The sequence below is a fragment of the Bradyrhizobium lablabi genome (genome assembly GCF_018129385.1).
GTDB classification, from domain to species: domain Bacteria; phylum Pseudomonadota; class Alphaproteobacteria; order Rhizobiales; family Xanthobacteraceae; genus Bradyrhizobium; species Bradyrhizobium lablabi_C.
Genome location: NZ_JAFCLN010000007.1, coordinates 162430 through 186074 on the forward strand (window position 1 = coordinate 162430; position 23645 = coordinate 186074).

A 23645-nucleotide genomic window follows, 5' to 3' on the forward strand; every position below is an offset into this window, starting at 1 on the left:
TCATGGATTGCTTCGCTGTGCTCGCAATGACGGTTAAGCCAGGTGCAAGGCGGCGACGGCGAGGTCGATTACCTTGATGCCGATAAAGGGAATGATGATGCCTCCCAAGCCGTAGATCAGCAGGTTACGGCGCAGCAGCGCACCGGCGCCAATTGCGCGGTAAGCCACCCCCTTCAGCGCCAGCGGAATCAGCGCGATGATAACAAGCGCGTTGAAGATGATCGCCGACAGGATCGCGCTCTGCGGGCTCGCCAGGTTCATGATGTTCAGCACCCCAAGCTGCGGATAGAACGCGAGGAACATCGCCGGGATGATCGCAAAATACTTTGCGACGTCGTTGGCGATCGAGAAGGTGGTCAGCGCACCGCGGGTCATCAGGAGCTGCTTGCCGATCTCGACCACCTCGATCAGCTTGGTCGGGTTGGAGTCGAGGTCGACCATATTGCCGGCTTCGCGCGCAGCCTGGGTGCCGGTGTTCATGGCTACCCCGACGTCGGCCTGCGCAAGCGCCGGCGCGTCGTTGGTGCCGTCGCCGCACATCGCCACCAGCTTGCCCTTGGCCTGCTCGTCGCGGATCAGCTTCAGCTTGTCTTCGGGCGTGGCCTGGGCGAGGAAATCATCCACGCCGGCTTCCGCCGCGATGGCGGCTGCGGTCATCGGGTTGTCCCCGGTGATCATGATGGTGCGGATGCCCATGCGGCGCAGCTCGGCAAAGCGCTCGCGGATGCCGCCCTTGACGATATCCTTGAGCTGGATGACGCCGAGCAGGCGACCGTCCTTCGCAACCGCAAGCGGCGTGCCGCCCTCTTTCGCGATCTCGTCGGCGATGACCTGCAACTCGCGGGCCGCGTCTGACGTGACTGAAGGCTGGATGGCACGAACGGCATTGCCGCTCGCCAGCGACTGCGCCGTGCCGCCGCCGATATAATTGAGGATCGCTTCCACCGCGCCCTTGCGGACCGAAGAACTGCCGGCATCGATGCCGCTCATGCGGGTTTGCGCCGTGAACGGCACGAAGGTCGCGGCCAGCTCGTTCATGTCGCGGCTGCGGATGCCGTACTTCTCCTTGGCCAGCACGACAATGGAACGGCCCTCCGGCGTCTCGTCGGCCAGCGAAGCAAGCTGCGCCGCATCGGCCAGCTCCTGCTCGGTGACGCCCCGCACGGGCCGGAAGGCCGTCGCCTGGCGATTGCCGAGCGTGATGGTACCGGTCTTGTCCAGCAGCAGCGTATCGACGTCGCCCGCGGCCTCGACCGCGCGGCCGGACATCGCCAGCACGTTGAAGCGCACCAGGCGATCCATGCCGGCGATGCCGATCGCCGAGAGCAGCGCGCCGATGGTGGTCGGTATCAGCGTCACGAACAGCGCCACCAGGACCACGACCGAGATCGAACCGCCGGCATAGCTGGCGTAGCTCGGAATCGTCACGGTCGCGAACACGAAGATGATGGTAAGGCCCGCCAGCAGGATATTGAGCGCGATCTCGTTCGGCGTCTTCTGCCGCTCGGCGCCCTCGACCAACTTGATCATGCGGTCGATGAAGGTCGAGCCCTGCGCGGCGGTGATGCGCACCTTGATCCAGTCCGACAGCACCTGCGTGCCGCCGGTCACCGCCGAGCGGTCGCCGCCGGATTCGCGGATGACGGGAGCGGACTCACCGGTGATGGCGGCCTCGTTCACGGAAGCGACGCCCTCGATCACCTCGCCATCGGAAGGAATGTTGTCGCCGGCCTCGACCAGCACGACATCGCCGACCTTCAGGCTGGTGCCCGGGACGAGCCGATAGTTGCTGGTCAAATCCATCAACAGCTTGGCCTGGCTCTCGGTGCGGGTCTTCTTCAGCGATTCCGCCTGCGCCTTGCCGCGGCCTTCCGCCACCGCTTCCGCGAAATTGGCGAACAGCACCGTGAACCAGAGCCAGAGGATGATCTGGAGGGTGAAGCCGAGATTGGCATCGCCGGTGACGAGATCGCGGATGAAGATGACGGTCGTGAGCGTGGCCACGATCTCCACCACGAACATCACGGGGTTCTTGGCCATCAGCCGCGGATCGAGCTTGGTGAAAGACGACCAGATCGCGGGCACGACGATCTTCGGATCGAGCATCGTCGACGCGGTCGTTTTCTTTTGCAGTTTCATGGTTTCCATGGAGGTTACTCCGAATACGATCAGAACACGGTGTTGGCGTTCATCGCGAGGTGCTCGACGATCGGGCCGAGCGCCAGCGCCGGGAAGAACGTCAGGCCGCCGATGATCAGGATCACGCCGACGACGAGGCCGACGAACAGGCCGCCCGTGGTCGGGAAGGTGCCAACCGATGCGGGAATCGACTTCTTCGCCGCCAGCGAGCCTGCGATTGCCATCGCCGGCACGATCATGAAGAAGCGGCCGACGAACATCGAGACCGCAAGCGTCAGGTTGTAGAAGAAGGTATTGCCGGTAAGGCCGGCGAAGGCCGAGCCGTTGTTGGCGGTCGCCGAGGTAAAGGCATAGAGCACCTCGGTGAAGCCGTGCGGGCCGGCATTGGCCATCGAGGCAACCGCCGGCGGGAACACGACGGCGACCGCGGTCCAGCCGAGATACATCAGCGGCAGCACCAGGATGGCAAGCATCGCCATCTTGACCTCGCGGGCCTCGATCTTCTTGCCGACATATTCCGGCGTGCGTCCGACCATCAGGCCGGCGACGAAGATCGCCAGGATCACGAACAGCAGCATGCCGTAGAGACCGGCGCCGACACCGCCGACGATGATTTCACCGAGCTGCATGTTGATCAGCGGGATCATGCCGCCGAGGGCCGTGAAGCTGTCATGCATGGCATTGACCGCGCCGCAGGAGGCGGCTGTCGTGATGACGGCGAACAGCGAGGACGCGACGATGCCGAAGCGGACTTCCTTACCCTCCATATTGCCGCCGGTCAGGCCCAGGCTGCTCAGGGTGGAGGTACCGTGAGCTTCAGCCCAGTAGGTGACCGCGACGCCAGCGATGAACAACACGCCCATTACGGCGAAGATCGCCCAGCCCTGACGCTGGTTGCCGACCATCCGGCCGAACACGTTGGTCAGCGCCGCGCCGAGCATGAAGATACAAAGCATATGGATGTAATTCGTAAGCGCCGTCGGGCTTTCGAACGGATGCGCGGCATTGGCGTTGAAGAATCCGCCGCCATTGGTGCCGAGATGCTTGATCATCATCTGCGAGGCGACAGGACCGACCGCGATGGTCTGCTTGGCGCCTTCCAAGGTTGTTGCTTCGACATAGGGACCGAGCGTCTGCGGTACGCCCTGCCACACCAGCACCAGAGTTCCGATCACACAAATCGGCAGGAGGACATAAAGAGTCACCCGCGTCACATCGACCCAAAAATTGCCGATGGTGCGCATCGAGGCACGCGAGAACCCCCGGATCAGCGCCACGGCAAGCGCGATGCCGGTCGCCGCCGACAGGAAGTTCTGGTGGGTCAGGCCGAGCATCTGCACGAGATAGGACACCGTGCTCTCGCCGCCGTAATTCTGCCAGTTGGTATTCGTCAGGAACGAGATGGCTGTATTGAACGAAAGATCCGGCGCCACCGCGCTCTGCTCAGCAGGATTGAAAGGCAGAAATGCCTGCAACCGCATCAGGCCATAGATGATGAGGAAGGCGCCGACATGGAACAGCAGCATGGCGACCGCATAGGTCAGCCAGTGCTGCTCGCGCTTCTCGTCGACGCCGCCAATCCAGTATATGGCGCCCTCGACCGGGCGCAGCACCGGCGACAGGAAAGTGCGCTCGCCGTTGAATACTTTGGTCATGTACCAGCCGAGCGGTTTGACCAGCGCGGTGATGATCGCACAGAAGAGAATGATTTGGATCCAGCCAATGGCGGTCATGGGTTCAGGCCTTTCGAATTTTCTTCGAACGCAAGAGGAGGGCCAACAGGCCAAACAGCGCCGCGCTCAGGGCTGCGAACGCGAGCAAGAGTTGGACAAGGATGAGCATGGCTCTAGAAGCGTTCGGGGCGCAGCAGGGCGTAGGTGAGGTAGAACAGCAGACCGAGCGAGACGAGGCCGGCGAGCGAGTAATCGAAGATCATTTCACCCTCCTCACAACCGTTCGCAGACATAGGCGTAGCCGATCCCCGCTGCGAACAGGCCGGCGGTGATGGCAAGCATGAGAATGTCGAGCATGGGATGTTCCAGTGCGCCAAAATGCGGGCCGCACGCACGGCCCGCTTCATTCGCAGGCTGAGATGCCACCCGGGACATAGGTTTTCGAGGCTGGAGCCCGGCCGGTCTTATAGGAATCTCATAAAGACGGTTTGCCGCGGCAAACCGGCCAACCCTGTGACATCAAAGATAGTTCCGCCTGACTTCGCGGTCTTGCGTGCCCGTCACGGCCTTTCCGAAACGCACGTTTGTGAGAGTCCCACGCCTTCTGCATTTCACCGCGCCGGCCGCGAGCGTGAACGGGGCAGCGGCATTTGCCGGCCTTATGCGGCGCTTATGCCGTCGTTCCGGCAGCGCCCTCGAATTCATATCCGGCCGGGAAGATATTCAGCGGCGTGAGTGAAGCGGCCTTCCGTCAAACGAGGCCACGGCCTTGCAGAGGTCCGCCACTCCACCATTGAAAGGGAATACCAACGTGAAGCTCGTCGAACCTCCATCGTGTAGTTCACCGTCTACCATCGTTTTCATCGGCCGTAACAGCCGCGGCCAATGGGTCGCCCAGGAACAGAACGGGCTGTTCGGCGGTCTGTTCGTGAACCGCGCCCAGGCCGTCAAATACGCGCTGTTCGAGAACGGCCATCATCCCGAAACCATCATTGAACTATCGCGCGGCATTGAGCTCGATATGAGCGGCAACAAGCCGGCGCCCGCCATCGCCTTTGCGACGTCCGCCGCCCGCCGCGCGCGCTGACTGGGCGGCTGTTACAAATCTCCGGGAGTACCCATGATGCAGGCTCATCCCAACACAGATCGCGAGCAGGTGATCGACACCATGATCACGCTCACGCGGTTGTCCAACCTGCATCGTGCCATCGTGGCCGGCGACGACAGCATGGAGCTTTGCCTCGCGTTGCGGCAGCGCGGCTTTGTGCGCGTCGCCACACCTGCCACGCCACGCCTGGCCCGCGGACAACGCACCATCGCCCTGGTCACGGCGCGGCAATCGCCGTCCGCGACCGAGGCGGTGCTGATGCAGGTCTCGCAGTTCCTCGCCGCCAACGCGACGATTACCGTCCTGATCGATTCCCGTGACGGCAATACCTCGCTCAAGATCCGCAGGAAGCTCGAACAGATTGGTTTCCGGATCGAGGCTGGGGTGCGTTGCCACGAGGGGCTGGTGCTGTCGGCCTATCGCCAGGCCTTTGCCCAGATGGAAAATGTGGCGTGAGGTACAAGATGTCACCGGCGATCTCTGTTTCTTCCTCCACCCCTTCCTCCATTTCCTGGCTCACGGGCTATATCCCCGATCTGCCGACCCCGTTCGATGAAGCCGATCGCATCGACTTGCCGGCCTTCACGCGGCTGTGCGAACGGCAGATCGCGAACGGGGCTTCCGCCGTCGTGGTCTGCGAGACCGGCGGCGAGGCCTCCACATTGTCGCCGGCCGAGCAGGGAACGCTGATCCGCGCCGCGGCGGCCACCGCGCGTGGCCGCGCGCGCATCATCGCGGGTGCCGGCTCGAATTCCACCGAGCATGCGATCGAACTGACGCGCCTTGCCGAGGTCGCGGGCGCCGATGCCATCCTCACCGTCGTGCCTTACTACAATAGGCCGATGCAGAGCGGCATCTTTGCGCATTTTCAGGCCATCTCCGTTTCAACCGGACTGCCGGTCATCCTGCACGACATCCCCTCGCGAACCATGCGCGAGCTGGCGGACGAAACGATCGCGCGGCTGTGCCGGTCCAATCGGTTCATCGGGCTGCGCGATGGCAGCGGCGACATCGCCCGCCCCATGCGCTTGCGCGCCCTGGTGCCGCAAGGATTTCGTATCCTGTCCGGCGATGATGCGACCGCCCTCGCCTGCATCGCCGCCGGCGCCGATGGTTGCATCTCCGCTGTCTCCAACGTCGCGCCGGATCTCTGCCGGACGATCTTCTCGAATCTGCAACAGGGCCGGATGCAGACCGCGCGCCTCCTCAGCAAGCGCCTGTCGACGCTCGAGGCTTGCGTGGCCCGGCAACATCCCGCAGCCGTGAAGTATGCGCTGAGCCTGCTCGGCTTGATGGATCCTGCCGTCCGCCTGCCGATTGTCGAACTGGACGATGCCGCAAAGGCCGAGGTCGCAAGAGCCGTCAGCGGCATGGCCGACGAGGATCTGGCCGTCGCGATCCAGGCGTGATGCCGGTTCAGGCCAGCCGATCACGAAAGCCTCTCAAATGAGTCCGCTGGGTTCTGAACGCCACGCCGGCCTGCTGCGCGCCTGGCATCTCGCCGTCCTGCGTTTTGCACTGACGCGCGATAACGCCGACCGGCTCGGCGTGCTCGCCATAGCAAACGAAATCGACAGGCTGGGGCACCAGCACCAGGTCGAGCCGCCCTTCAGCTTCTTCCGCCGGACAAGCGCGGAACTCTGCGCGGCCATGATGCGGCAACAAACGGCAAACGACGACATTCTCAGCCGCTATCTCGCGCAAATCGAGGATGTTCGTCTCCATCGCGCCCTCTCCGCCGCGCTCGGAATTCCGCAACAGGAGCCGGACTCAACGAAGAAGCGCATCAAGCCGAAACATGATCTCTGGAAGGGACTGCCGTCGCGAAGCAACCTCAGCCGCTTATGAGATCCCTATATTTCCGCAGCTTCCCTCCTCTCGTTTTCAAACGGCGTTTTGACCACTTTTGCAGTGCGGCCAAAACTTCAAGCCGCCTGTTATGTGAGTTACCGCCATGTCACTCATCTCTCTCCCCCAAAATCCCGCCACGCTCGTCGAACGTCTTCAGGATGCGCTCTCCGTCACGCCTTCGCTGATTGCTGACATCATCCGCGTGGCCTGCCGCCGCCTTCCCTCGCAGGTCCAGGCCGGCAAGACCGAACGGGTCGAGCACCTGATCAAGATGGGCGCCTGGACCGACGCCGCGCTGGCGCTGATCGAACTAGAGCTGCCGCAATGGCAGGTCCGCCGCATCGCCTATGATAGCGGCGAATGGTACTGCGCCCTTTCGCGTATCCACGAACTGCCGGACTGGCTCGATGAATCCGTCGAGGGTCGCCACACCGATCTGGCGCTCGCCATCCTCAGCGCGTTTGTCGAAGCACAGCATGACAACGCATCCTCGAATCGGACCAGCGTTCCGCGAACCGGAGAGCGCAAGAACGCGCACTACGAACCCGTTCTTTGCGACAACTTTGCGTAAAGCCGGTGCCGCGCTGCTGCCGAAAGTTCACGCGTTGAGTCAGTCGAAAAAGCTGCCGGAATCTGCCCGGCCCGCCCGAATCGTGATGCGCTTCCTGGTGCGCCTAGCGATCCTTTTGCTGTTTGCGGCCTTCAGCGGTGCCGGCTTCGTGAAGGGCATGGTGGCGCTGCTGTGGATGGCCGCTATCCTCTGTGCAGCAACCGCCGTCTTTCGGGGAGAGCCGCCGCTCGACGGCGACCTCAACAACTGGGATGAAGCGGCGGCCTATCTCGCCGTGTGCTGCCTCGCCAACAGCTTTATGCTGCACGCTCCGGCGTGAATGCGGTGCGGGGCGATCCAAGCTGATTGAGTGAACTGCGATCAGCCCCGCTGTTCAGCAAATGCTTCTCCCGCCATTTCGGACCGGGGCCGCGCATATAGTGCTGTTCGGGATGGTACGCCTTGTCCGGACCGATGGCGGCGCGGACGAGCCAGGCCATGGCGCTCGCTGCGATGGAGAGTGCTTTCCTGGTCAACGGGATATCGAGGTGGGACATGACGAATGTCCTAAAAATCCCATTTGTCGCCCAGGATCAGCGGGCGCTGCGGGAACTTTGCGGCGTCGAATTCCGCCGGCGCATGCGCGCTACGGTGAAACATCAGCTCATGCCGCAAGCGCCGCAGCTTTGCCGCAACGATCGCACGATGAATCGCCCGCAGGGCCACTGTGATTTTTCGCGTGATGCGCCCAGCCGAGAAGCGGCTGCCGCGACGCAAGCCGCGCGAGCCGATCGGCTCGCCGCGATGAATGGGAAACAGGGTCATAACCGTCTTCCAGTCGCCGGCGCGAACCGCGCCGGATCAGCCGGAAGATGCGAAGGACGGCGTAGGAATTCGAGACGGGCGGACGCCGTCTCGCATAGGCGCGCTATGAAGACAGCGGGTCGCGGCTACTCCGCCGCGACCTGCTGCTCGGCCTTCTCCGCCTTGACGGCGCAGAACTTGAACTCAGGAATCTTGCCGAACGGATCGAGCGCCGGGTTGGTCAAAAGATTCGCCGCCGCTTCCGCGTAGCAGAACGGCATGAACACCATGTTCTCCGGCACGTCGCGGTCGGAGCGCACTTTCACCTCGACCGCGCCGCGACGAGTCATCAGGCGGATGAAATCGCCCGGCCACACTTGCAGCCGCCGCATGTCCCTGGGCGACATGAACGCCACGGCCTCGGGCTCGATGCTGTCGAGCACCTGCGAGCGGCGCGTCATCGAGCCGGTGTGCCAGTGTTCGAGCACGCGGCCGGTGGAGAGTACCATGGGATATTCCGCGTCCGGCAATTCGTCCGGCGGGATCACATGTGCCGGCACGATCTTGCCGCGGCCGCTTTCGGTCGGAAAACCCGTGGTGAAGATGATCTCGTTGCCGGGCTTGTTCGGATCATCCGCCGGATAGGTGACGGCGCCTTCGCGCACCAAACGTTCCCAGCTGATGTTCTTGAGCGACGGCATGAGCTGCGCCATCTCGGTGTAGACGTCGCCGGGACCCGAATAATTCCACGGCAGCCCCATGCGCTTGCCGATCTCCTGGATGATCCAGAGATCCTGCCGCGCGTCGCCCGGCGGCTTGATCACCTGGCGCGCGAGCTGCACGCGGCGATCGGTGTTGGTGAACGAGCCCTCCTTTTCCGCGAACGCGGAAGCCGGCAGGATGACGTCGGCGTGGAACGCGGTTTCCGTGACGAACAGGTCCTGCACGACGAGATGATCGAGTTTCGCCAGCGCCTCGCGGGCATGCTGGAGATCGGGATCGGACATCGCGGGGTTTTCGCCCTCGATGTACATGCCGGTGATTTCTCCGGCGTGGATCGCGTTCATGATCTCGACCACGGTCAGGCCGCGCACGGGATCGAGTTCCTGCTGCCACAGCTTCTCGAAGTTGCCGCGCATGTCGTCGCGGCTGACGGGCTGGTAGTCCGGAAGGAACATCGGGATCAGGCCGGCGTCGGATGCGCCCTGCACGTTATTCTGACCGCGCAACGGATGCAGCCCGGTGCCGGGACGCCCGACCTGGCCGGTAATCAGTGCGAGCGCGATCAGGCAACGTGCGTTGTCGGTGCCATGGACATGCTGGCTGATGCCCATGCCCCAGAAGATGATCGAGGATTTCGCACGAGCATAAGTCCTCGCGACCTCGCGCAGGGTTTGCGCCGGGATGCCGCAGATCGGCGCCATCTTCTCCGGCGTGAACTCCTTGATCTTCTCCTCCAGGTCCTGGAAGCCCTCGGTGTAACCCGCGATATACTGGTCGTCGGTGAGACCTTCGGTGATGATCGTGTTGATCATCGCATTCAGCATGGCGACGTCGGAGCCCGGCTTGAACTGCAAATGCTTTGTCGCGTGACGCGACAGCGTCTGCCTGCGAGGATCCAAAACGAAGAGCTTTGCGCCCTTCTTCGCAGCGTTCTTGATGTAGGTCGCGGCGACCGGGTGGTTCACTGTCGGGTTAGCGCCGATCACGATGATGACCTCGGCGTCCATCGCCGCTGCGAACGGTGCCGACACCGCGCCCGAGCTCAGACCTTCGAACAGCGCGGCCACCGACGAGGCATGGCACAGCCGCGTGCAGTGATCGACGTTGTTGGAGCCGAATCCGGTGCGCACCAGTTTTTGGAACAGATAAGCCTCTTCGTTGGAGCCTTTTGCAGAACCGAATCCGGCGAGCGCCTTCACGCCCTTCTCGTCGCGGATCTTGACGAGACCCCTGGCGGCGATATCGAGCGCCTCATCCCATGACGCCTCGCGGAAATGCGTAAAGGGATTGGCGGGATCGACCTGGTCGTTGGCATCCTTCTTCGCATTCGGCAGCCGCACCAGCGGCTTTGTGATGCGGTGCGGATGGTGGATGTAGTCGAAACCGAAGCGGCCCTTGACGCAGAGACGATTGTGATTGGCCGGGCCGTCGCGGCCTTCGGCGTAAATCACCTTCTCGTCCTTGACCTGATAGGTGACCTGGCAACCGACGCCGCAGAACGGGCACAGCGAGTCCACTTTCCTGTCGGCATAAGTGACGCGGGTCTGCTGCTCGTCCAGCATCACCGCGGGCATCAGCGCGCCGGTCGGGCAGGCCTGCACGCATTCGCCGCAGGCAACGCAGGTGGATTCTCCCATCGGATCGTCGAAGTCGAATACGATCTTGGCGCCGTGATTGCGATAGGCCATGCCGATGACGTCGTTGACCTGCACCTCGCGGCAGGCGCGCACGCACAGGCCGCACTGGATGCAGGCATCGAGATTGACGCGCATCGCCGGATGGCTGGCATCGGTGTCCCAGCGCTCGGCCGCGGGAAAGCGGCTCTCGGTGACGCCGGTCTTTTCGGCCCAGTTCCAGAATTTCGAATCCGGATCGTGCGAGGTCTCGCGCGCCGGCTGATCGGCAACCAGGAGCTCCATCACCATCTTTTGCGCCGCGACCGCGCGCGCGCTTTCCGTCTTCACCTTCATGCCGACGGTCGGCGTGCGCTTGCAGGACGCGGCCAGCACGCGCTCGCCCTCGATCTCGACCATGCAAGCGCGGCAATTGCCGTCGGGCCGGTAATCCGGCGCCGGCGAATAGCAGAGATGCGGAATCTCGCGGCCCTGGCGCTGCGCGACCTGCCAGATGGTTTCGCCGGGAGCGGCCTCGACCTGTTTGCCGTCGAGCTCGAATTGCACCTTTGTCATTCCGCGGCTTCCTTCGGCACGAACTCTTCCGGAAAGTATTTAATCACTGACGTGACGGGATTGGAGGCTGCCTGTCCGAGACCGCAGATGGACGCATCGCGCATGGCTTGGCTCAGTTCATCCAGCAGCGCGCGGTTCCACACCGGCCGCTGCATCAGGATCGCCGCCTTTTGGGTACCAACCCGGCACGGCGTGCATTGGCCGCAGCTCTCATCCTCGAAGAAGCGCATCAGATTCAGCGCCGCCGCTTTCACGCTGTCCTGCTGGGACATGATGACGACCGCGGCCGAGCCGATGAAGCAGCCGTATTTTTCCAGCGTGCCGAAATCGAGCGGGATATCGTCCATCGATGCCGGCAGTATGCCGCCGGACGCGCCGCCCGGCAGGTAGGCGTGGAAGGTGTGACCGTCGGCCATGCCGCCACAGAATTCGTCGATCAGTTCGCGCACGGTGACGCCCGCCGGCGCGAGTTTCACGCCGGGATCCTTTACGCGGCCTGAGACCGAATAGCTGCGCAGTCCATGCCGGCCATTGCGGCCCTGGCTGGTCCACCACGAAGCGCCCTTCTCAACGAGATCACGCACCCAGAATAGCGTTTCGAGATTGTTGATCAGGGTGGGCATGCCGAACAGCCCGACCTGGAACGGATAAGGCGGCTTGTGCCGCGGCAGGCCGCGCTTGCCTTCGAGGCTTTCCAGCAGCGAGGATTCCTCACCGCATATGTAGGCGCCGGCGCCGCGACGAAGATGAATTCGTGGGCCGCCGGGCGGTAGCTTGGCGATCTCGATCGGCAGCAACTTGTGCGCCGCCGGATACTCATCGCGCAGGTAGATATAGACGTCCTCTGCATCGATGATGTGCGCACCTATCAACATGCCTTCGAGGAAGCGGTGAACGTCGCGCAGCAGATAAAACCGGTCCTTGAACGTGCCGGGCTCACCTTCGTCTGCGTTGACCGCCATCACCCGCGGTCCGGGCTCGCCGAGCACGGCGCGCCATTTGCGGCCCGTAGGGAAGCCGGCGCCGCCGAGGCCGCGCAAGCTGGAATCGTCGAGCACCTTGAGGATGTCTTCCTTGCTGACACGGCCGGCCCTGAGATCGCCCAGCAGCTTGTAGCCGCCATCCTTTACGTAGGCGTCGTAGTCGACGAACGAGGGAATGATGGGATGAACCTCGCCGCGCGCGGCGGTGTCGAGCACATCGGAGGCCTTCGCGTTGAGAACGTAGCGATGCCCGACCTCCGCGACCGGGGCGCTGTCGCAGAAGCCGACACAGGGCGCCCGCACGACGCGAACGTCGGGACCGGCTTTGTTTTGCAATTCCGACAGCAACTGCTCCGCGCCCATCATGGCGCAAGTCAGGGAGTCGCAGACGCGGATGGTCAGCGGCGGGATGTCCTTCTCGCCCTCCTTCACCACGTCGAAATGCGCATAGAAGGTCGCGGTCTCGAACACTTCCGCAAACGACAGACTCATCTCGTCGGCGAGCGCGGCAAGATGCGCGGCGGATATCTGGTGATACTTGTCCTGGATCAGGTGCAGGAATTCGATAAGGAGGTCGCGCCGGCGCGGCCGGTCGCCGAGCAGAAGCTCGATCTCGTGCGCGGCGGTCGGATCGACCTGACGGCCCTTTGGTGTTGCCTTGGCGCGACGGCGGCCCTCGCCAGGGTGCTCGAATGCGCGGACCTTATGGACGTCGTGACTCATACAGTCGTCTCAGCCAGTTAGTACGGTTTAGATCAACTCTAATACCTTGGCATACCAGATGCCAAGAGAATTATCGCGTCTGAATAAGTATTTAAGCGCAGGCGGCCGGCCTTCCGAGATCGCCGGGACAGCGCTTTGACTCGCGCCAGGTTCGCCTTCGCCGAGAGGGAACGAGACCGGGAATCCGCCCCGAAATCAATAAAGGCATCTTATGCTGCGATAGCGAAAGCCTATCGATGCCAATCCGCGGGCGGACGCCGCGGGGTGAAGTGCCCGCGGCGCCTTGCCTCGGTCAGATAATCTTGACCGCGCTCTCCAGCGTCTTCCAGACGCCCCAGAGCAGGGGAATGCCGACAAAGGCCCAGAACAGTGCGGCCTTGGCGTCAAGCCCGCCAAAACCGATGCCATAGGATCCCGAGGCGCCCCTGGCGTCGGCGCCGGCGGTCACCGCCTGAAGTTTTGCGACCTCTTCCTCGCTCATGTGCCACTTCTTGTCGACCGGCTTGACCAGGAAGTTGCAGATCAGCCCGGCGATCAGCATCGCGCAGAGGATGTACATGGTCGTGTTGTAGAGCTGGTCGCGCGGAACGCCGGCCGCGAGCTGGAACTCGCGGATGTAGTTCACCACGACAGGACCGATGATGCCGGCGGTCGACCATGCCGTCAGCAGGCGGCCATGAATGGCGCCGACGAACTGGGTGCCGAACAAATCGGCGAGATAGGCCGGCACGGTGGAGAAGCCGCCGCCATACATCGACAGGATGATGCCGAAGCCGAGCACGAACAGCAGCTTTGAGCCCATGGCCGCAAAGGTCGGGGCCAATGCGTAGAGCGCGATGCCCAGGATGAAGAACGTGTAGTAGGTGTCCTTGCGGCCGATCTTGTCCGACAGCGAGGCCCAGAAGAACCGGCCGCCGATGTTGAACAGCGACAGCAGGCCGGCAAAGCCCGCCGCGATACCCGCGATCGTCGCCTTCTGCGCGGCGTCGAGCTGGTTGAAGCCGACATCGGGCAGGCCGATCAGCTTGCCGGCAAAGATCTCCTGAAGCATTGGCGAGGCCATGCCGATCACGCCGATGCCGGCCGAGACGTTCAGGGTCAGCACCCACCAGACCAGCCAGAACTGCGGCGTCTTGTGCGCGTTGTCGAGATGGACGTTGTACTGCGAGATCATCGCATTGGATTTCGACGGCGCCGTCCAGCCTTCGGGGCGCCAGCCGGCCGGCGGGATGCGATAGCGGAACGCGCCGATCATCATGAAGACGAAATAGATCACGCCCATCGCGACGAAGGTTTCCCAGACGCCGACCGAGGTCGGGGTCTTGAAATAGTTCATCAGCAAATTCGCCAGCGGCGCGCCGATCATCGCACCGCCGCCAAAGCCCATGATGGCCATGCCGGTCGCCATGCCGCGGCGGTCCGGAAACCATTTCACGAGCGTCGAGACCGGCGAGATGTAGCCGAGACCCAGACCGATGCCGCCGATCACGCCGGACCCGAGCCACATCAACCAGAGCTGATGCGTGTAGATGCCGATCGCGCCGAGGAAAAGCCCGCCGCACCAGCACAGCGCGGCAACGAATCCCGCCTTGCGCGGGCCGGCGCGCTCCAGCCAGCCGCCCCACACCGCGGCGGAGATACCGAGAACGACGAAGAACAGGGTGTACATCCAGCCCATGCTGGCGACCTTCCAGTCGCAACTGGTGGTGAACAGTTCCTGTAGCAGCGACATGTCCGGGCATGCCTTCGGTGCGGTGACGCCGAGCGCACGCGACAGCGGCAGCCAGAACACCGAGAAGCCATAGGCCATGCCGATGCAGAGATGGATACAAAGGGCAGCCGGCGGCACCAGCCAGCGGTTGAAGCCGGCGGTCGCAACTGTGTGCTCCTTGTCAAGGAACCCAAGCGCTCCCGGCTGGACAAGTGTGACGTCGGCAGTTGTCATAGGCATTACCTCCTGAAGTTCGGTGGCCGTCGCGGCTCATCCGTTAAATCGTGATGCTGGATTGAAAGGGCGCGGCCGCTGCATGGCCGGTGCCGGCCAAAGCTGGATGGAAGCGGCGCGCTGCGGGCGCGTATCCGGGACGATCGGCGTCGATCGAACAAACTCGCACAGTCGCCAACGTTGCGACCGAACACCCGGTCATGCGCCCTCCCGCGTCCCCTTTAGCGTGAGATCAGCAATCCATGTGCCAAATGGCGTGATACCGGGAATCAACTACTTGCGGAGGCAGCCGCGCTTTCCTTGGACAAAATGTCCGGACTGTGCAGCGCGGCGATGGACAAAATGTCCAGTCAGTCTGCGGCTTCAGGCAGCCATACAGTGAAGGTACTGCCTTTTCCTATCGCGCTTTCTGCCGTGATCCGGCCACGCTGTCGCTCAATCAGTGTCTGACTGATGGAGAGACCAAGGCCTGTACCTTCGCGCCGCTTGGTCGTGAAGAAGGGATTGAAGATCTTTTCGATCACGTCTTCGCTCATGCCGATGCCCGTATCGGCGACCTCAATGGCGATGCCGGGACTGCCGTCGCGATCGGAATCGAACGAGCGCAGCGTCAAGGTACCGCCGTCGGGCATAGCGTGGATCGCATTGACCATCAGGTTGATCAGCACCTGTTGTAGCTCATTGCGATTCATCGCAACCAGGCGGCTGGCGCGATCCTCTCTCACCACCGAGATATCGGTCTTGTTCAAGAGGTGCTGCACCAGCGGCAGGCAATCCGAAATGACGTTCGCGGGCGCATGGCGCTCGACATAGCCGGCGAACTCTTCGGGCCGCGCAAATTGCAGCAGCTTGGTGACGATCTGGCTGATGCGATGAATCTGCTCGTCGACCAGACGGAATTCGACCTTGGCCTTGTCGGCTTCCGCGCCGATCACGCTGCGGATGACATCGAGATTGCCCTGCATTACCGCCACCGGATTGTTGATCTCATGGGCGACGCCGGCGGTGATCTCGCCGATCGCGGCCAGCTTTTCCGACATGATGAGCTGCTTGGTGGTCGCTTCGAGCTTCAGATTGGCGATCTCGAGATCGCGCGTCCGCTCACGGACCCGCAGGTTCAACTCCTCGTTCCATTCGCGCAAGCGCCGGTCGCTCTCCTGAATCTGATCGAGCAGGGTATCGAGGTGAACCGCCACACGGCCGATCTCGTCACCCGCCGCAGGCAGCCTTGTGCGGGCGGAAAGATCGCCCTTCTCCACTTCGCCGATCGTTGCGGTGACGCGCTCGAGCGGCATGAAGATCGAGCGCGCCCAGCGCAGGAAGATCGGCACCGTCGCCGCCGCGATCACGACGAACGCAAGCGTGATGATCAGCAGGGTCTGATACTTGGCCGCGCTGAACGGCTTTTCCAGGAACCCGACATAGAGCATGCCGACGCGTTTGCCGTAGGTGTCGACCAGCGGCTCGTAGGCCGAGATGTACCAGTCGTTGACCACGAATGCGCTGTCGAGCCAGGTGCGCCCTTCATCCATCACGGCGGATCGCACCGCCGCCGACACCCGCGTTCCCAGCGCGCGCCGGCCCTCGAACAGCCGGACATTGGTACTGATGCGCACATCGTCCAAAAACAGCGTCGCCGTGCCCTGGCTGCCCTCGGGCAGGCTGGCGGCCTGGTAGACGAGGTCGTTGATGGTATCGATGAATTCGAGGTTCTGGTTGAGCAGGATGCCGCCGACCAGCGCGGCCGTCCCGCCATCCGGCGTCGTCGCGGGGCTTGCCGCATGCACCACCATGCCATGGGTTTCCGTGCCGCGGTCGGTCGGAACGGCGTTCGGCGTCGGCACGAGTTCGAGACGCGCGCGCCTGGCAAGATCGGGCGAAATCGCCGCCAGTTCGTCATTGGTGAAGATGTCGATTCCGGTCGAAGCGGGCGCACCCGACAGCGCAGCGCCGATGATCGGCCAATCGCTTTTCAGCCGCCCCTTGAACGGCGGTGACGATGCGATGATCTGGCCATTGCGATCGACCAGATAGAGGAAGTCGAGGCCGATTTCCTTGCGCGTCTGATCGAGCAGCTCGGTCACGGACGCGTCCTTCTCCATCGCGTTGCGGAAGTTGGAAGAAAGGCTGAGCGCACGGACCTGCGCGCCGGTTTTCTCGAGGATACGCGCCAGATACTGGTGGGCGATGGTGAGATCGCCATTCACCTTCGAGATCAGCGCGGCGTCGAATTTCGCATTCCAGCGATAGATGGCCACCCCGAGCAACAGCGGGAGAAAAACCAGCATGGGCAGAAGCGCGATGGCGAGCAGCCTGAAGCGGACGGATTGCCCGCGCGGGGGGGCGTCGGTGCCCGCCCGGTCAGACATTCCATAACGCGAATTTGCGGTCGATGGTCTTGCGCGAGATGCCGAGCCGGCGCGCGGCTTCCTCGCGGTTGCCGCCGACCTCCTTCAGCACCGCCATGATGTGCCGTTGTTCCATATCGGCCAGGCTGTCGACGGCTCCGAGCTGCCCAGAGCTTCGCTGCCCGGCGAAATCGTCCGGGAACGCGCCGAGGATCAGCGTGCGTTCGATCAGATTGCGCAACTCACGCACATTGCCGGGCCAGTCGTAGCTCGCCAGCGCAGCCCGCACCGAAGCATCGATCGCCACCGGCGGCATGCCGAGCTGCATCGAAAGCTTGCTCATGAAGATGGTGGCGAGTTCCTGCACGTCGTCGCCGCGGTCCTTCAGCGGCGGCAGATGAATCTGCATCACGTTCAGGCGATAATAGAGGTCGGCGCGGAAGCGTCCCTGCTCCACCAGCTTCTGTAGATCGGCATTGGTCGCAAACAGGATGCGCAAATCGACCGGGACCTCGCGTTCCGAGCCGACGGGGCGGACGCGGCGGTCTTCCAGCACGCGCAGCAGCTTGCTCTGCATCGGTAGCGGCAGTTCGCCGATCTCGTCGAGGAACAACGTGCCGCCATGCGCGTACAGGAAAAGGCCCTCGCGCCCGCTGTCCGCGCCGGTGAAGGCGCCCCTGATATGCCCGAACAGCTCTGCTTCGATCATGTCGGCCGGAATGGCCGCGCAGTTGACGGGAACAAAGGGCTTTTCGGCGCGGTCGGACAGCGAATGGATCGAGCGCGCGGCAACCTCCTTGCCGGTGCCGGATTCGCCGGTGAGCAGGATCGAGGTCGGCAGACGCGCCACGCGCGCGATCGTTTCGCGCACGCCGCGCGCCGCCGGCGACTCGCCGATCAGATTGTCGCGCAGAAAGGTCCGGTCGGACGAAGCGCGCAGCGCGTAACGCAAGATGTAGTTCTCGCGCTGCAACCGGACGCGATCGAGACAGCGCGCAACCGCATTGAGGATCTGGTTCGAGCGGAACGGCTTCAGCACAAAGTCGACCGCGCCCGCGCGTAGTGCTTGGATCGCCGTGTCGAGATCGGCATAGGCCGTGATCAGGATCGCATCCGCAAAGAAGCCGACGGCGCGCTGTTCGGCCAGCCAGTCGACGCCGTTCTTGCCGGGCATGATGTTGTCGAGGATGACGACGTCGAACCGGTTCAGATCGAGCTTACGCGAGGCCTCATCGGTGTCGGCCGCCTGCTCCACGAACTTGCAGCGCGGGCCGAGGGTGCGCATCAGGAAATTGCGCATTCCGGGTTCGTCGTCGATGATCAGGATCGAGGCTTGCGCCAGTGCGCTGAATTCGGGACTGCCGTTCGGTCTGCCGGTCTTGATCGCCGGTTCATTGCCCACGGGGGCCATCAGTCGATTTCTCTATCAGGAAAACGATGCGGCTGCCGTTGCGTTCGGTGATCTCGACCTTGTCGCCGGTTTCGCGGATCAGATTCGGGATGTCGATCACCGACAGCGGATCGGTGCACAGCACTTCCAGCCGGTCGCCGGGCGGAAGCATCTTCAGCGCCTTTCGGGTCTTGAGCGCCGGCAGCGGACATTTCAGTCCGGCAAGATCGAGTTTGATCGTCGTTGTCATGGGCTGAACATGGCGAACGCAGTTCGCAGCGTCAATTTATCAGATGGGCGTAGGAGAGGAACCCGACCACCTGTCCGGGCGTGACTTGCGTGACATCTTCGCCGAGTTCGACCAAGCCGTCCGTGTCGGCCAGCGACGACAACAGCCCCGCGCCCTCGCGCGGAAACTTGACGGCCTCGAGCACGCCGTCGCCGCCCCGTCGCAAGGATACGCGAACATATTCGCGGCGCGCGATCTTCTTCTTGTAGCTGAAGGCGGCGCGCACCGGCATCGGAACCAGCGGCTCCTGCGCCGCGCCGGAGAGAGCCAGGATGATCGGCCGCACCACATGGACGAAAGTGACGAAGCTCGCGACGGGATTGCCCGGCAGCCCGATCAGCGGCGTGCCCGCGACGATGCCCATCGCGACGGGCCGGCCGGGCTTGATTGCCAATCGCCACAGCACCAGCGACCCGGCGCTCTCCACCGCGGCCTTGACGTGATCTTCTTCGCCGGTCGACACGCCGCCGGTCGTGAGCAGAAGATCATGCTGGCCCGCAACCTGCTTCAGCGCGCCGGCGAGCGACGCGCGCTCGTCGCGAAAAATACCGGCGTCGCTGACCTCGCAGCCGAGCCGGCGCAGCATCGCCATCAGCATGAAGCGGTTGGAATCGAACAGTTGCGATGCGCCGCGCGTATTGCCCGGTGAAACCAGCTCGTCGCCGGTGGAGAACACTGCAACGCGGATACGCCTGATCACGTCGACATGCGTGAGCCCGAACGCGGCCATGACCGCAATATCCTGCGGCCGCAGCCGCCGGCCGGCCGTCAGCACCGCATGGCCGAGCGGAATGTCTTCACCTGCCGGGCGCACATTGGCGCCGGGTTTCAGGCCAGCGGGCAGGACGACTTTTTCCTCTTCAAGGCGGACATCCTCCTGCATGAAGACGGTGTCGGCCCCCTCCGGCATCGGCGCGCCGGTGAAGATACGCATGGCGTGGCCCGGCTCAATCGGCTTGCCGGCCGAACTGCCGGCGGCCACGCGTCCCGTCACCTTAAATGCCTGCTCTGTGGTTTTCGGCAGATCGCGGCTTGCGACCGCATAGCCGTCGACGGCGGAGTTGGTGAACGGCGGCAATGGCAGGGGCGCGGCTATATCGCGCGCCAGAATGCGTCCGTCCGCGCCGGCGAGCGGGACGGTCTCGACGCCTTCGACCTTGGCCACCCGCGAAGCGATGATGCCGACGGCCTCATCGACCGACATCATCGGGCCGCCAAAGGCAAAGCAGTCGTCGGACAATTGCGCCATTCGGATCCCGTGCCCTAAACCGCCGCTTCCGAAAACAGGTCCTCGAGCGAGATCGCCGATCGCTTGATCAGGGCTGCGACCGCATCGATATCGTCAAGATGGACCACCGGCAGCCTCGTCTCGACGGCCGCGTCCGTGACGACACCGACAATGCCGGGATCATCGGGAAACAGCCAGGGCTTGCCGTTGGCGGCGCGATGCACCTCGATCTTGCGATGCGGCTCGCGCTTGAAACCCTCGACCACGACGAGATCGACCGGCGCCATCTTGGCCAGCAGTTCCTGTAGCCGCGGCTCGGCGGCGCCGCGCAGCTCATGCATCAACGCCCAGCGCCGCGCCGAGGACACCAGCACCTCGGTGGCTCCGGCCTGACGGTGTACCCAGGAGTCCTTGCCGGGTACGTCCACATCGAACTCGTGGTGAGCGTGCTTGATCACGGAGACGCGCAGGCCCTCTTTCAACAAATGCGGCAGCGCGCGCGACAGCAAGGTGGTCTTGCCGGCGCCGCTCCATCCCGCGAGGCCAATCACTTTCATCGCATTCTCCGCCGCCTTGCCCGGACCGGGCTAGGCATTCTCTATTCGTGCTTTATATCGGTCTTCAGGGAAAGTCATGCTAGCCTCCTGATATGATGAAGATCGACAAAACCCCGGTCCCCCTGATCGTCCCCAATCCGGACGATCCGCGCCTGACGCAAGCCGTCACCGGGACCGACCAGACCGGCGCCGCGGTCGAGATCCGGGTGCCGATGGAGCGGGCGCTGACGCTGTACCTGAACGCGCAGGAAATCGTCACCATGATGACGATCGGCGACTATCCGGAATATCTCGCGCTCGGCTATCTCCTGAACCAGAATATGCTGAAATACGACGACGTCGTCACCGAGGTCGAATATCACGACGATCTTCAGGTGGTGGTCGTGCGCACCGAACACCACACCAATTTCGAGCAGAAACTGAAGAAGCGCACCCAGACCTCCGGCTGCGCCCAGGGCACGGCCTTCGGCGACCTGATGGAAGCGATCGAGAGCGTTGCACTGCCCAAGGCAGAGCTGCGCACCTCCTGGCTCTACCAGATGACGCATGCCATCAACACCATGCCTTCGCTGTATCTGGAGGCCGGCGCGATCCATGGCTGCGTGCTCTGCAAGGAAGGCACGCCTGTCTGCTACACCGAGGACGTCGGCCGCCACAACGCCGTCGACAAGATCGCGGGCTGGATGTTCCGCCACAATGTCGATCCCGCCGACAAGATCCTCTACACCACGGGACGGCTGACGTCGGAGATGGTGATCAAGACGGTGCGGATGGGCATTCCGATTCTTGTATCGCGCTCGGGCTTCACCGCCTGGGGCGTTGACCTCGCGCGGCAGGTGGGGCTGACGCTGATCGGCCGCACGCGCGGCAAGCGTTTTATCGCGCTATCCGGCCAGGAGCGCATCGTGTTCGACCAGAACCTCGACTATGTCGAGGACGAATCTGCACGCCACAAGCGCAAGGGCGAAGCGCGTGACGAATAGGGCTGCGCCACGGAGCGCGCCCGAGATTCCGGGCGTCCTGCTCGCCGGCGGCCTCGCACGCCGCATGGGCGGCGGCGACAAGCCGATGCGTACCATCGGCGGCCGCACCATTCTGGAGCGCGCGATCGCGCGCCTCGCTCCGCAATGCGACGGGCTGATCCTCAACGCCAACGGCGATCCCGCGCGCTTTGCGGCGTTCGGACTGCCCGTTATCGCTGACGGCGTCGCGGATTTTCCCGGCCCGCTCGCCGGCATCCTGGCGGCGCTCGACTGGGCCGCGGCGAACAGGCCCGAAGTTGAATTCGTCCTGAGCGCCGCAGCCGACTGCCCGTTCCTGCCGCGCGATCTGGTGGCGCGCCTGTACCAGGCGCTTGACGAGCAGAACGCGGAGCTCGCGGTCGCCGCCTCCGGCGATCAGTCGCATCCCGTGATCGGGCTATGGAGCGTGGCCCTGCGCGACGAACTCCGCCATTCACTCGTCGTCGAGGATATCAGGAAAATCGACCGCTGGACCGCCCGCTATCGCCTGGCCACGGTCACCTGGTCCAGCACGCCGCTCGATCCTTTCTTCAACGCCAACACGGTCGAGGACATCGCCGAAGCCGAGCGGCTGGCGGTGCTGGATGGCAGCTAGCGTTGCTCTCTCCGCGGTGCCCCGGAATGATACAGACCGTGCGATCACGCTGCTGGCTGCCTGAACCTTCTCGCCTTTGGCCGCGACAAAGCAACGCGGCAACCGTTCAGGATTTCCCAATGGCCGAGTTTCTCTGGAGCACTGTCGGCCTGATCCTCAAGGCCGTCGATTTCGTGCTCGACATGACGATTTTTATATCGCGGCTGCGATTCCTCGCGCGGGCGTGGACCGGCAGCGACCGGCTCGTTGCGGTCCCCGCGGACCCAAAAGCACTTTCACCCGCCGCCCGACGCGCCCTCGCCGAGGCCGAACGGCGCCGCGACGGCGCCTCGTTTATCGACAAGTACGTTCGCGAAGCCTCGAGATAAGATGTGGCCCGCTCTACGCCGCCAGCGGGGTAGTCCACGCATCATAGCCATAGACCCAGTCGCCGTCGGTCCTCTGCTTCAGCCAGGTATTGGCGCGCGATGTGGCCTGCACGCGCGAGGTCCGCTCCTTGCGGGTCGCCTCGAAGCGGTGGAACGCGTCCGCGACACCGTCGCGGTTGACGCCGTCGAGACAGCGCGACAGCACGGCGGCATCTTCAATGGCCATCGCCGCGCCTTGCGCCATGTAAGGCGTCATCGGGTGGCAGGCATCGCCCAGCAGCGTGATCTTGCCTTCCGCCCAGCGGTCGAGCGATTCCCGGTCGACGATCGCCCATTTATGCACGTCGGGGCACGCGGCCAGCACATGCTCGACCTGGCGATCGAAACCAGCGAATGCCTTGCGCAACTCCTTCACATCGCCCCTGGACGACCATGACTCGATCCGGAATTCCGGCTCGGGCTGGCTGGTGACGAGATAGATCTCGCTGCGGTCCGGCTTCACGTAATAGATCACGATGTGGCGATCCTCGCCCCACCATTTGGTGCAGTCGTCGATCTTTTCGCCATTGAGCAGAGCCGCCGGATAGGTCGTGCGAAAGGCGATGCGGCCGGTGTACTTCACCGGCGGCGTATCGAACAGGATGTCTCGCACGACGGAATGCACGCCATCGGCGCCGACCACCGCATCGGCGACCGCTGTCGCGCCATCGGCGAACGTAAGACGCACGCCGTCGGCCACCTCGTCCAGGCCAACCAGCTTATGGTTCAGCCTGACACATTCTTCCGGCACGGCGCTCGCGAGTGCCTCGTGCAGATCGCCGCGATGCGCCAAGAGATACGGCGCGCCGTATTTGGCTTCCGCGCTCTCGCCAAAGATCATGTCGAACTTGACTTCGCCCGTCTGCCAGTCGCGATTGTTCCAGGAGCGCGGATAAAAGGATTGGCCGCGCATCCGCTGCTCCAGCCCAAGCCCGCGCAGCACCTTCATCGCATTGCAACCCACCTGAATGCCGGCCCCTAGCCGCGCAAATCCTCTCGCCTGTTCGTAGACGGTGACGTGGATGCCCACCTTGCGCAGTGCAGCCGCGGTCGCGAGCCCGCCCATGCCCGCGCCAATGATCGCCACGTTGAGAGGCCTTGGCATCTGCTCCCCCAATTTC

At 63.6% G+C, this 23645-nt stretch carries 24 protein-coding genes; 9 read left to right on the top strand and 15 right to left on the bottom strand.

What is annotated here, in order from left to right; translation table 11 throughout:
- Nucleotides 1–33 precede the first annotated feature (33 nt).
- The 4 genes from kdpB to JQ628_RS16405 form a co-directional block, all read right to left on the bottom strand.
- Complete coding sequence (gene kdpB / locus JQ628_RS16390; protein WP_212223733.1) at nt 34–2148, bottom strand: potassium-transporting ATPase subunit KdpB; 2115 nt, start codon at nt 2146–2148, stop codon at nt 34–36.
- Nucleotides 2149–2168: 20 nt separating this feature from the next.
- The gene (gene kdpA, locus JQ628_RS16395) at nt 2169–3872 is read right to left on the bottom strand and encodes a potassium-transporting ATPase subunit KdpA (RefSeq protein ID WP_212223734.1); all 1704 of its coding nucleotides are present in this window, start codon (nt 3870–3872) and stop codon (nt 2169–2171) included.
- A gap of 113 nt (nt 3873–3985) precedes the next feature.
- Nucleotides 3986–4075: a K(+)-transporting ATPase subunit F gene (locus JQ628_RS16400; protein WP_016846764.1), complete on the bottom strand. Its 90-nt coding sequence runs from the start codon at nt 4073–4075 to the stop codon at nt 3986–3988.
- 10 nt (nt 4076–4085) lie between these two features.
- Nucleotides 4086–4247 carry a hypothetical protein gene (locus JQ628_RS16405; RefSeq protein WP_212223735.1) on the bottom strand — a complete coding sequence of 54 codons (162 nt, stop codon included), beginning with the start codon at nt 4245–4247 and terminating at the stop codon, nt 4086–4088.
- A 376-nt stretch (nt 4248–4623) separates the two neighbouring features.
- Here JQ628_RS16405 and JQ628_RS16410 point away from each other — a divergent pair, with 376 nt between their 5' ends.
- The 6 genes from JQ628_RS16410 to JQ628_RS16435 all read left to right on the top strand — a co-directional run bounded on the left by JQ628_RS16410 (nt 4624) and on the right by JQ628_RS16435 (nt 7661).
- The gene (locus JQ628_RS16410; RefSeq protein ID WP_212223736.1) at nt 4624–4899 is read left to right on the top strand and encodes a hypothetical protein; all 276 of its coding nucleotides are present in this window, start codon (nt 4624–4626) and stop codon (nt 4897–4899) included.
- A gap of 33 nt (nt 4900–4932) precedes the next feature.
- Entirely contained in the window at nt 4933–5376 is a 444-nt protein-coding gene (locus JQ628_RS16415; RefSeq protein ID WP_212223738.1) for a hypothetical protein, read from the top strand.
- Nucleotides 5377–5384: 8 nt separating this feature from the next.
- Nucleotides 5385–6329: a 4-hydroxy-tetrahydrodipicolinate synthase gene (dapA, locus tag JQ628_RS16420; protein WP_212223908.1), complete on the top strand. Its 945-nt coding sequence runs from the start codon at nt 5385–5387 to the stop codon at nt 6327–6329.
- A 37-nt stretch (nt 6330–6366) separates the two neighbouring features.
- Entirely contained in the window at nt 6367–6768 is a 402-nt protein-coding gene (locus JQ628_RS16425; protein ID WP_212223740.1) for a hypothetical protein, read from the top strand.
- 106 nt (nt 6769–6874) lie between these two features.
- On the top strand, nt 6875–7342 hold the full coding sequence (locus JQ628_RS16430; protein ID WP_212223742.1) for a hypothetical protein: 468 nt from the start codon (nt 6875–6877) through the stop codon (nt 7340–7342).
- 85 nt (nt 7343–7427) lie between these two features.
- Nucleotides 7428–7661 (top strand): hypothetical protein, encoded by a 234-nt coding sequence (locus tag JQ628_RS16435; protein ID WP_212223744.1) that lies wholly within the window; start codon nt 7428–7430, stop codon nt 7659–7661.
- Here JQ628_RS16435 and JQ628_RS16440 read toward each other — a convergent pair.
- The 10 genes from JQ628_RS16440 to mobB all read right to left on the bottom strand — a co-directional run bounded on the left by JQ628_RS16440 (nt 7639) and on the right by mobB (nt 20500).
- Nucleotides 7639–7878, bottom strand: a complete 240-nt coding sequence (locus tag JQ628_RS16440; protein ID WP_212223746.1) for a hypothetical protein — start codon at nt 7876–7878, stop codon at nt 7639–7641. The genes JQ628_RS16435 and JQ628_RS16440 overlap by 23 nt on opposite strands.
- Before the next feature lie 10 nt (nt 7879–7888).
- On the bottom strand, nt 7889–8146 hold the full coding sequence (locus tag JQ628_RS16445; protein ID WP_212223748.1) for a hypothetical protein: 258 nt from the start codon (nt 8144–8146) through the stop codon (nt 7889–7891).
- A 125-nt stretch (nt 8147–8271) separates the two neighbouring features.
- On the bottom strand, nt 8272–11037 hold the full coding sequence (gene fdhF / locus JQ628_RS16450; protein ID WP_212223750.1) for a formate dehydrogenase subunit alpha: 2766 nt from the start codon (nt 11035–11037) through the stop codon (nt 8272–8274).
- Nucleotides 11034–12743: an NADH-ubiquinone oxidoreductase-F iron-sulfur binding region domain-containing protein gene (locus JQ628_RS16455; RefSeq protein WP_212223752.1), complete on the bottom strand. Its 1710-nt coding sequence runs from the start codon at nt 12741–12743 to the stop codon at nt 11034–11036. The genes fdhF and JQ628_RS16455 overlap by 4 nt, the downstream gene beginning before the upstream one ends.
- A gap of 292 nt (nt 12744–13035) precedes the next feature.
- The gene (locus tag JQ628_RS16460) at nt 13036–14688 is read right to left on the bottom strand and encodes an OFA family MFS transporter (RefSeq protein ID WP_212223753.1); all 1653 of its coding nucleotides are present in this window, start codon (nt 14686–14688) and stop codon (nt 13036–13038) included.
- A gap of 350 nt (nt 14689–15038) precedes the next feature.
- Complete coding sequence (locus JQ628_RS16465) at nt 15039–17057, bottom strand: sensor histidine kinase (protein WP_212223754.1); 2019 nt, start codon at nt 17055–17057, stop codon at nt 15039–15041.
- Nucleotides 17050–18447 carry a sigma-54-dependent transcriptional regulator gene (locus JQ628_RS16470; RefSeq protein ID WP_212223755.1) on the bottom strand — a complete coding sequence of 466 codons (1398 nt, stop codon included), beginning with the start codon at nt 18445–18447 and terminating at the stop codon, nt 17050–17052. Before JQ628_RS16470 ends, JQ628_RS16465 begins: the two co-directional genes overlap by 8 nt.
- Nucleotides 18428–18676, bottom strand: coding sequence for a sulfurtransferase TusA family protein (locus JQ628_RS16475; RefSeq protein WP_212223756.1), 249 nt, complete (start codon nt 18674–18676; stop codon nt 18428–18430). The genes JQ628_RS16470 and JQ628_RS16475 overlap by 20 nt, the downstream gene beginning before the upstream one ends.
- 31 nt (nt 18677–18707) lie before the next feature.
- Complete coding sequence (locus JQ628_RS16480) at nt 18708–19964, bottom strand: molybdopterin molybdotransferase MoeA (RefSeq protein WP_212223757.1); 1257 nt, start codon at nt 19962–19964, stop codon at nt 18708–18710.
- Between the two features lie 14 nt (nt 19965–19978).
- The gene (gene mobB / locus JQ628_RS16485; RefSeq protein ID WP_212223758.1) at nt 19979–20500 is read right to left on the bottom strand and encodes a molybdopterin-guanine dinucleotide biosynthesis protein B; all 522 of its coding nucleotides are present in this window, start codon (nt 20498–20500) and stop codon (nt 19979–19981) included.
- 92 nt (nt 20501–20592) lie between these two features.
- Here mobB and JQ628_RS16490 point away from each other — a divergent pair, with 92 nt between their 5' ends.
- The 3 genes from JQ628_RS16490 to JQ628_RS16500 all read left to right on the top strand — a co-directional run bounded on the left by JQ628_RS16490 (nt 20593) and on the right by JQ628_RS16500 (nt 22485).
- Complete coding sequence (locus JQ628_RS16490; RefSeq protein ID WP_212223760.1) at nt 20593–21483, top strand: formate dehydrogenase accessory sulfurtransferase FdhD; 891 nt, start codon at nt 20593–20595, stop codon at nt 21481–21483.
- Nucleotides 21473–22117 (top strand): molybdenum cofactor guanylyltransferase MobA, encoded by a 645-nt coding sequence (gene mobA / locus JQ628_RS16495; protein ID WP_349628070.1) that lies wholly within the window; start codon nt 21473–21475, stop codon nt 22115–22117. The genes JQ628_RS16490 and mobA overlap by 11 nt, the downstream gene beginning before the upstream one ends.
- 119 nt (nt 22118–22236) lie before the next feature.
- The gene (locus JQ628_RS16500; protein WP_212223764.1) at nt 22237–22485 is read left to right on the top strand and encodes a hypothetical protein; all 249 of its coding nucleotides are present in this window, start codon (nt 22237–22239) and stop codon (nt 22483–22485) included.
- A gap of 13 nt (nt 22486–22498) precedes the next feature.
- On the opposite strand, the gene JQ628_RS16505 is transcribed toward JQ628_RS16500, so the two are convergent.
- Complete coding sequence (locus JQ628_RS16505; RefSeq protein WP_212223766.1) at nt 22499–23629, bottom strand: FAD-dependent monooxygenase; 1131 nt, start codon at nt 23627–23629, stop codon at nt 22499–22501.
- Nucleotides 23630–23645: the final 16 nt, after the last annotated feature.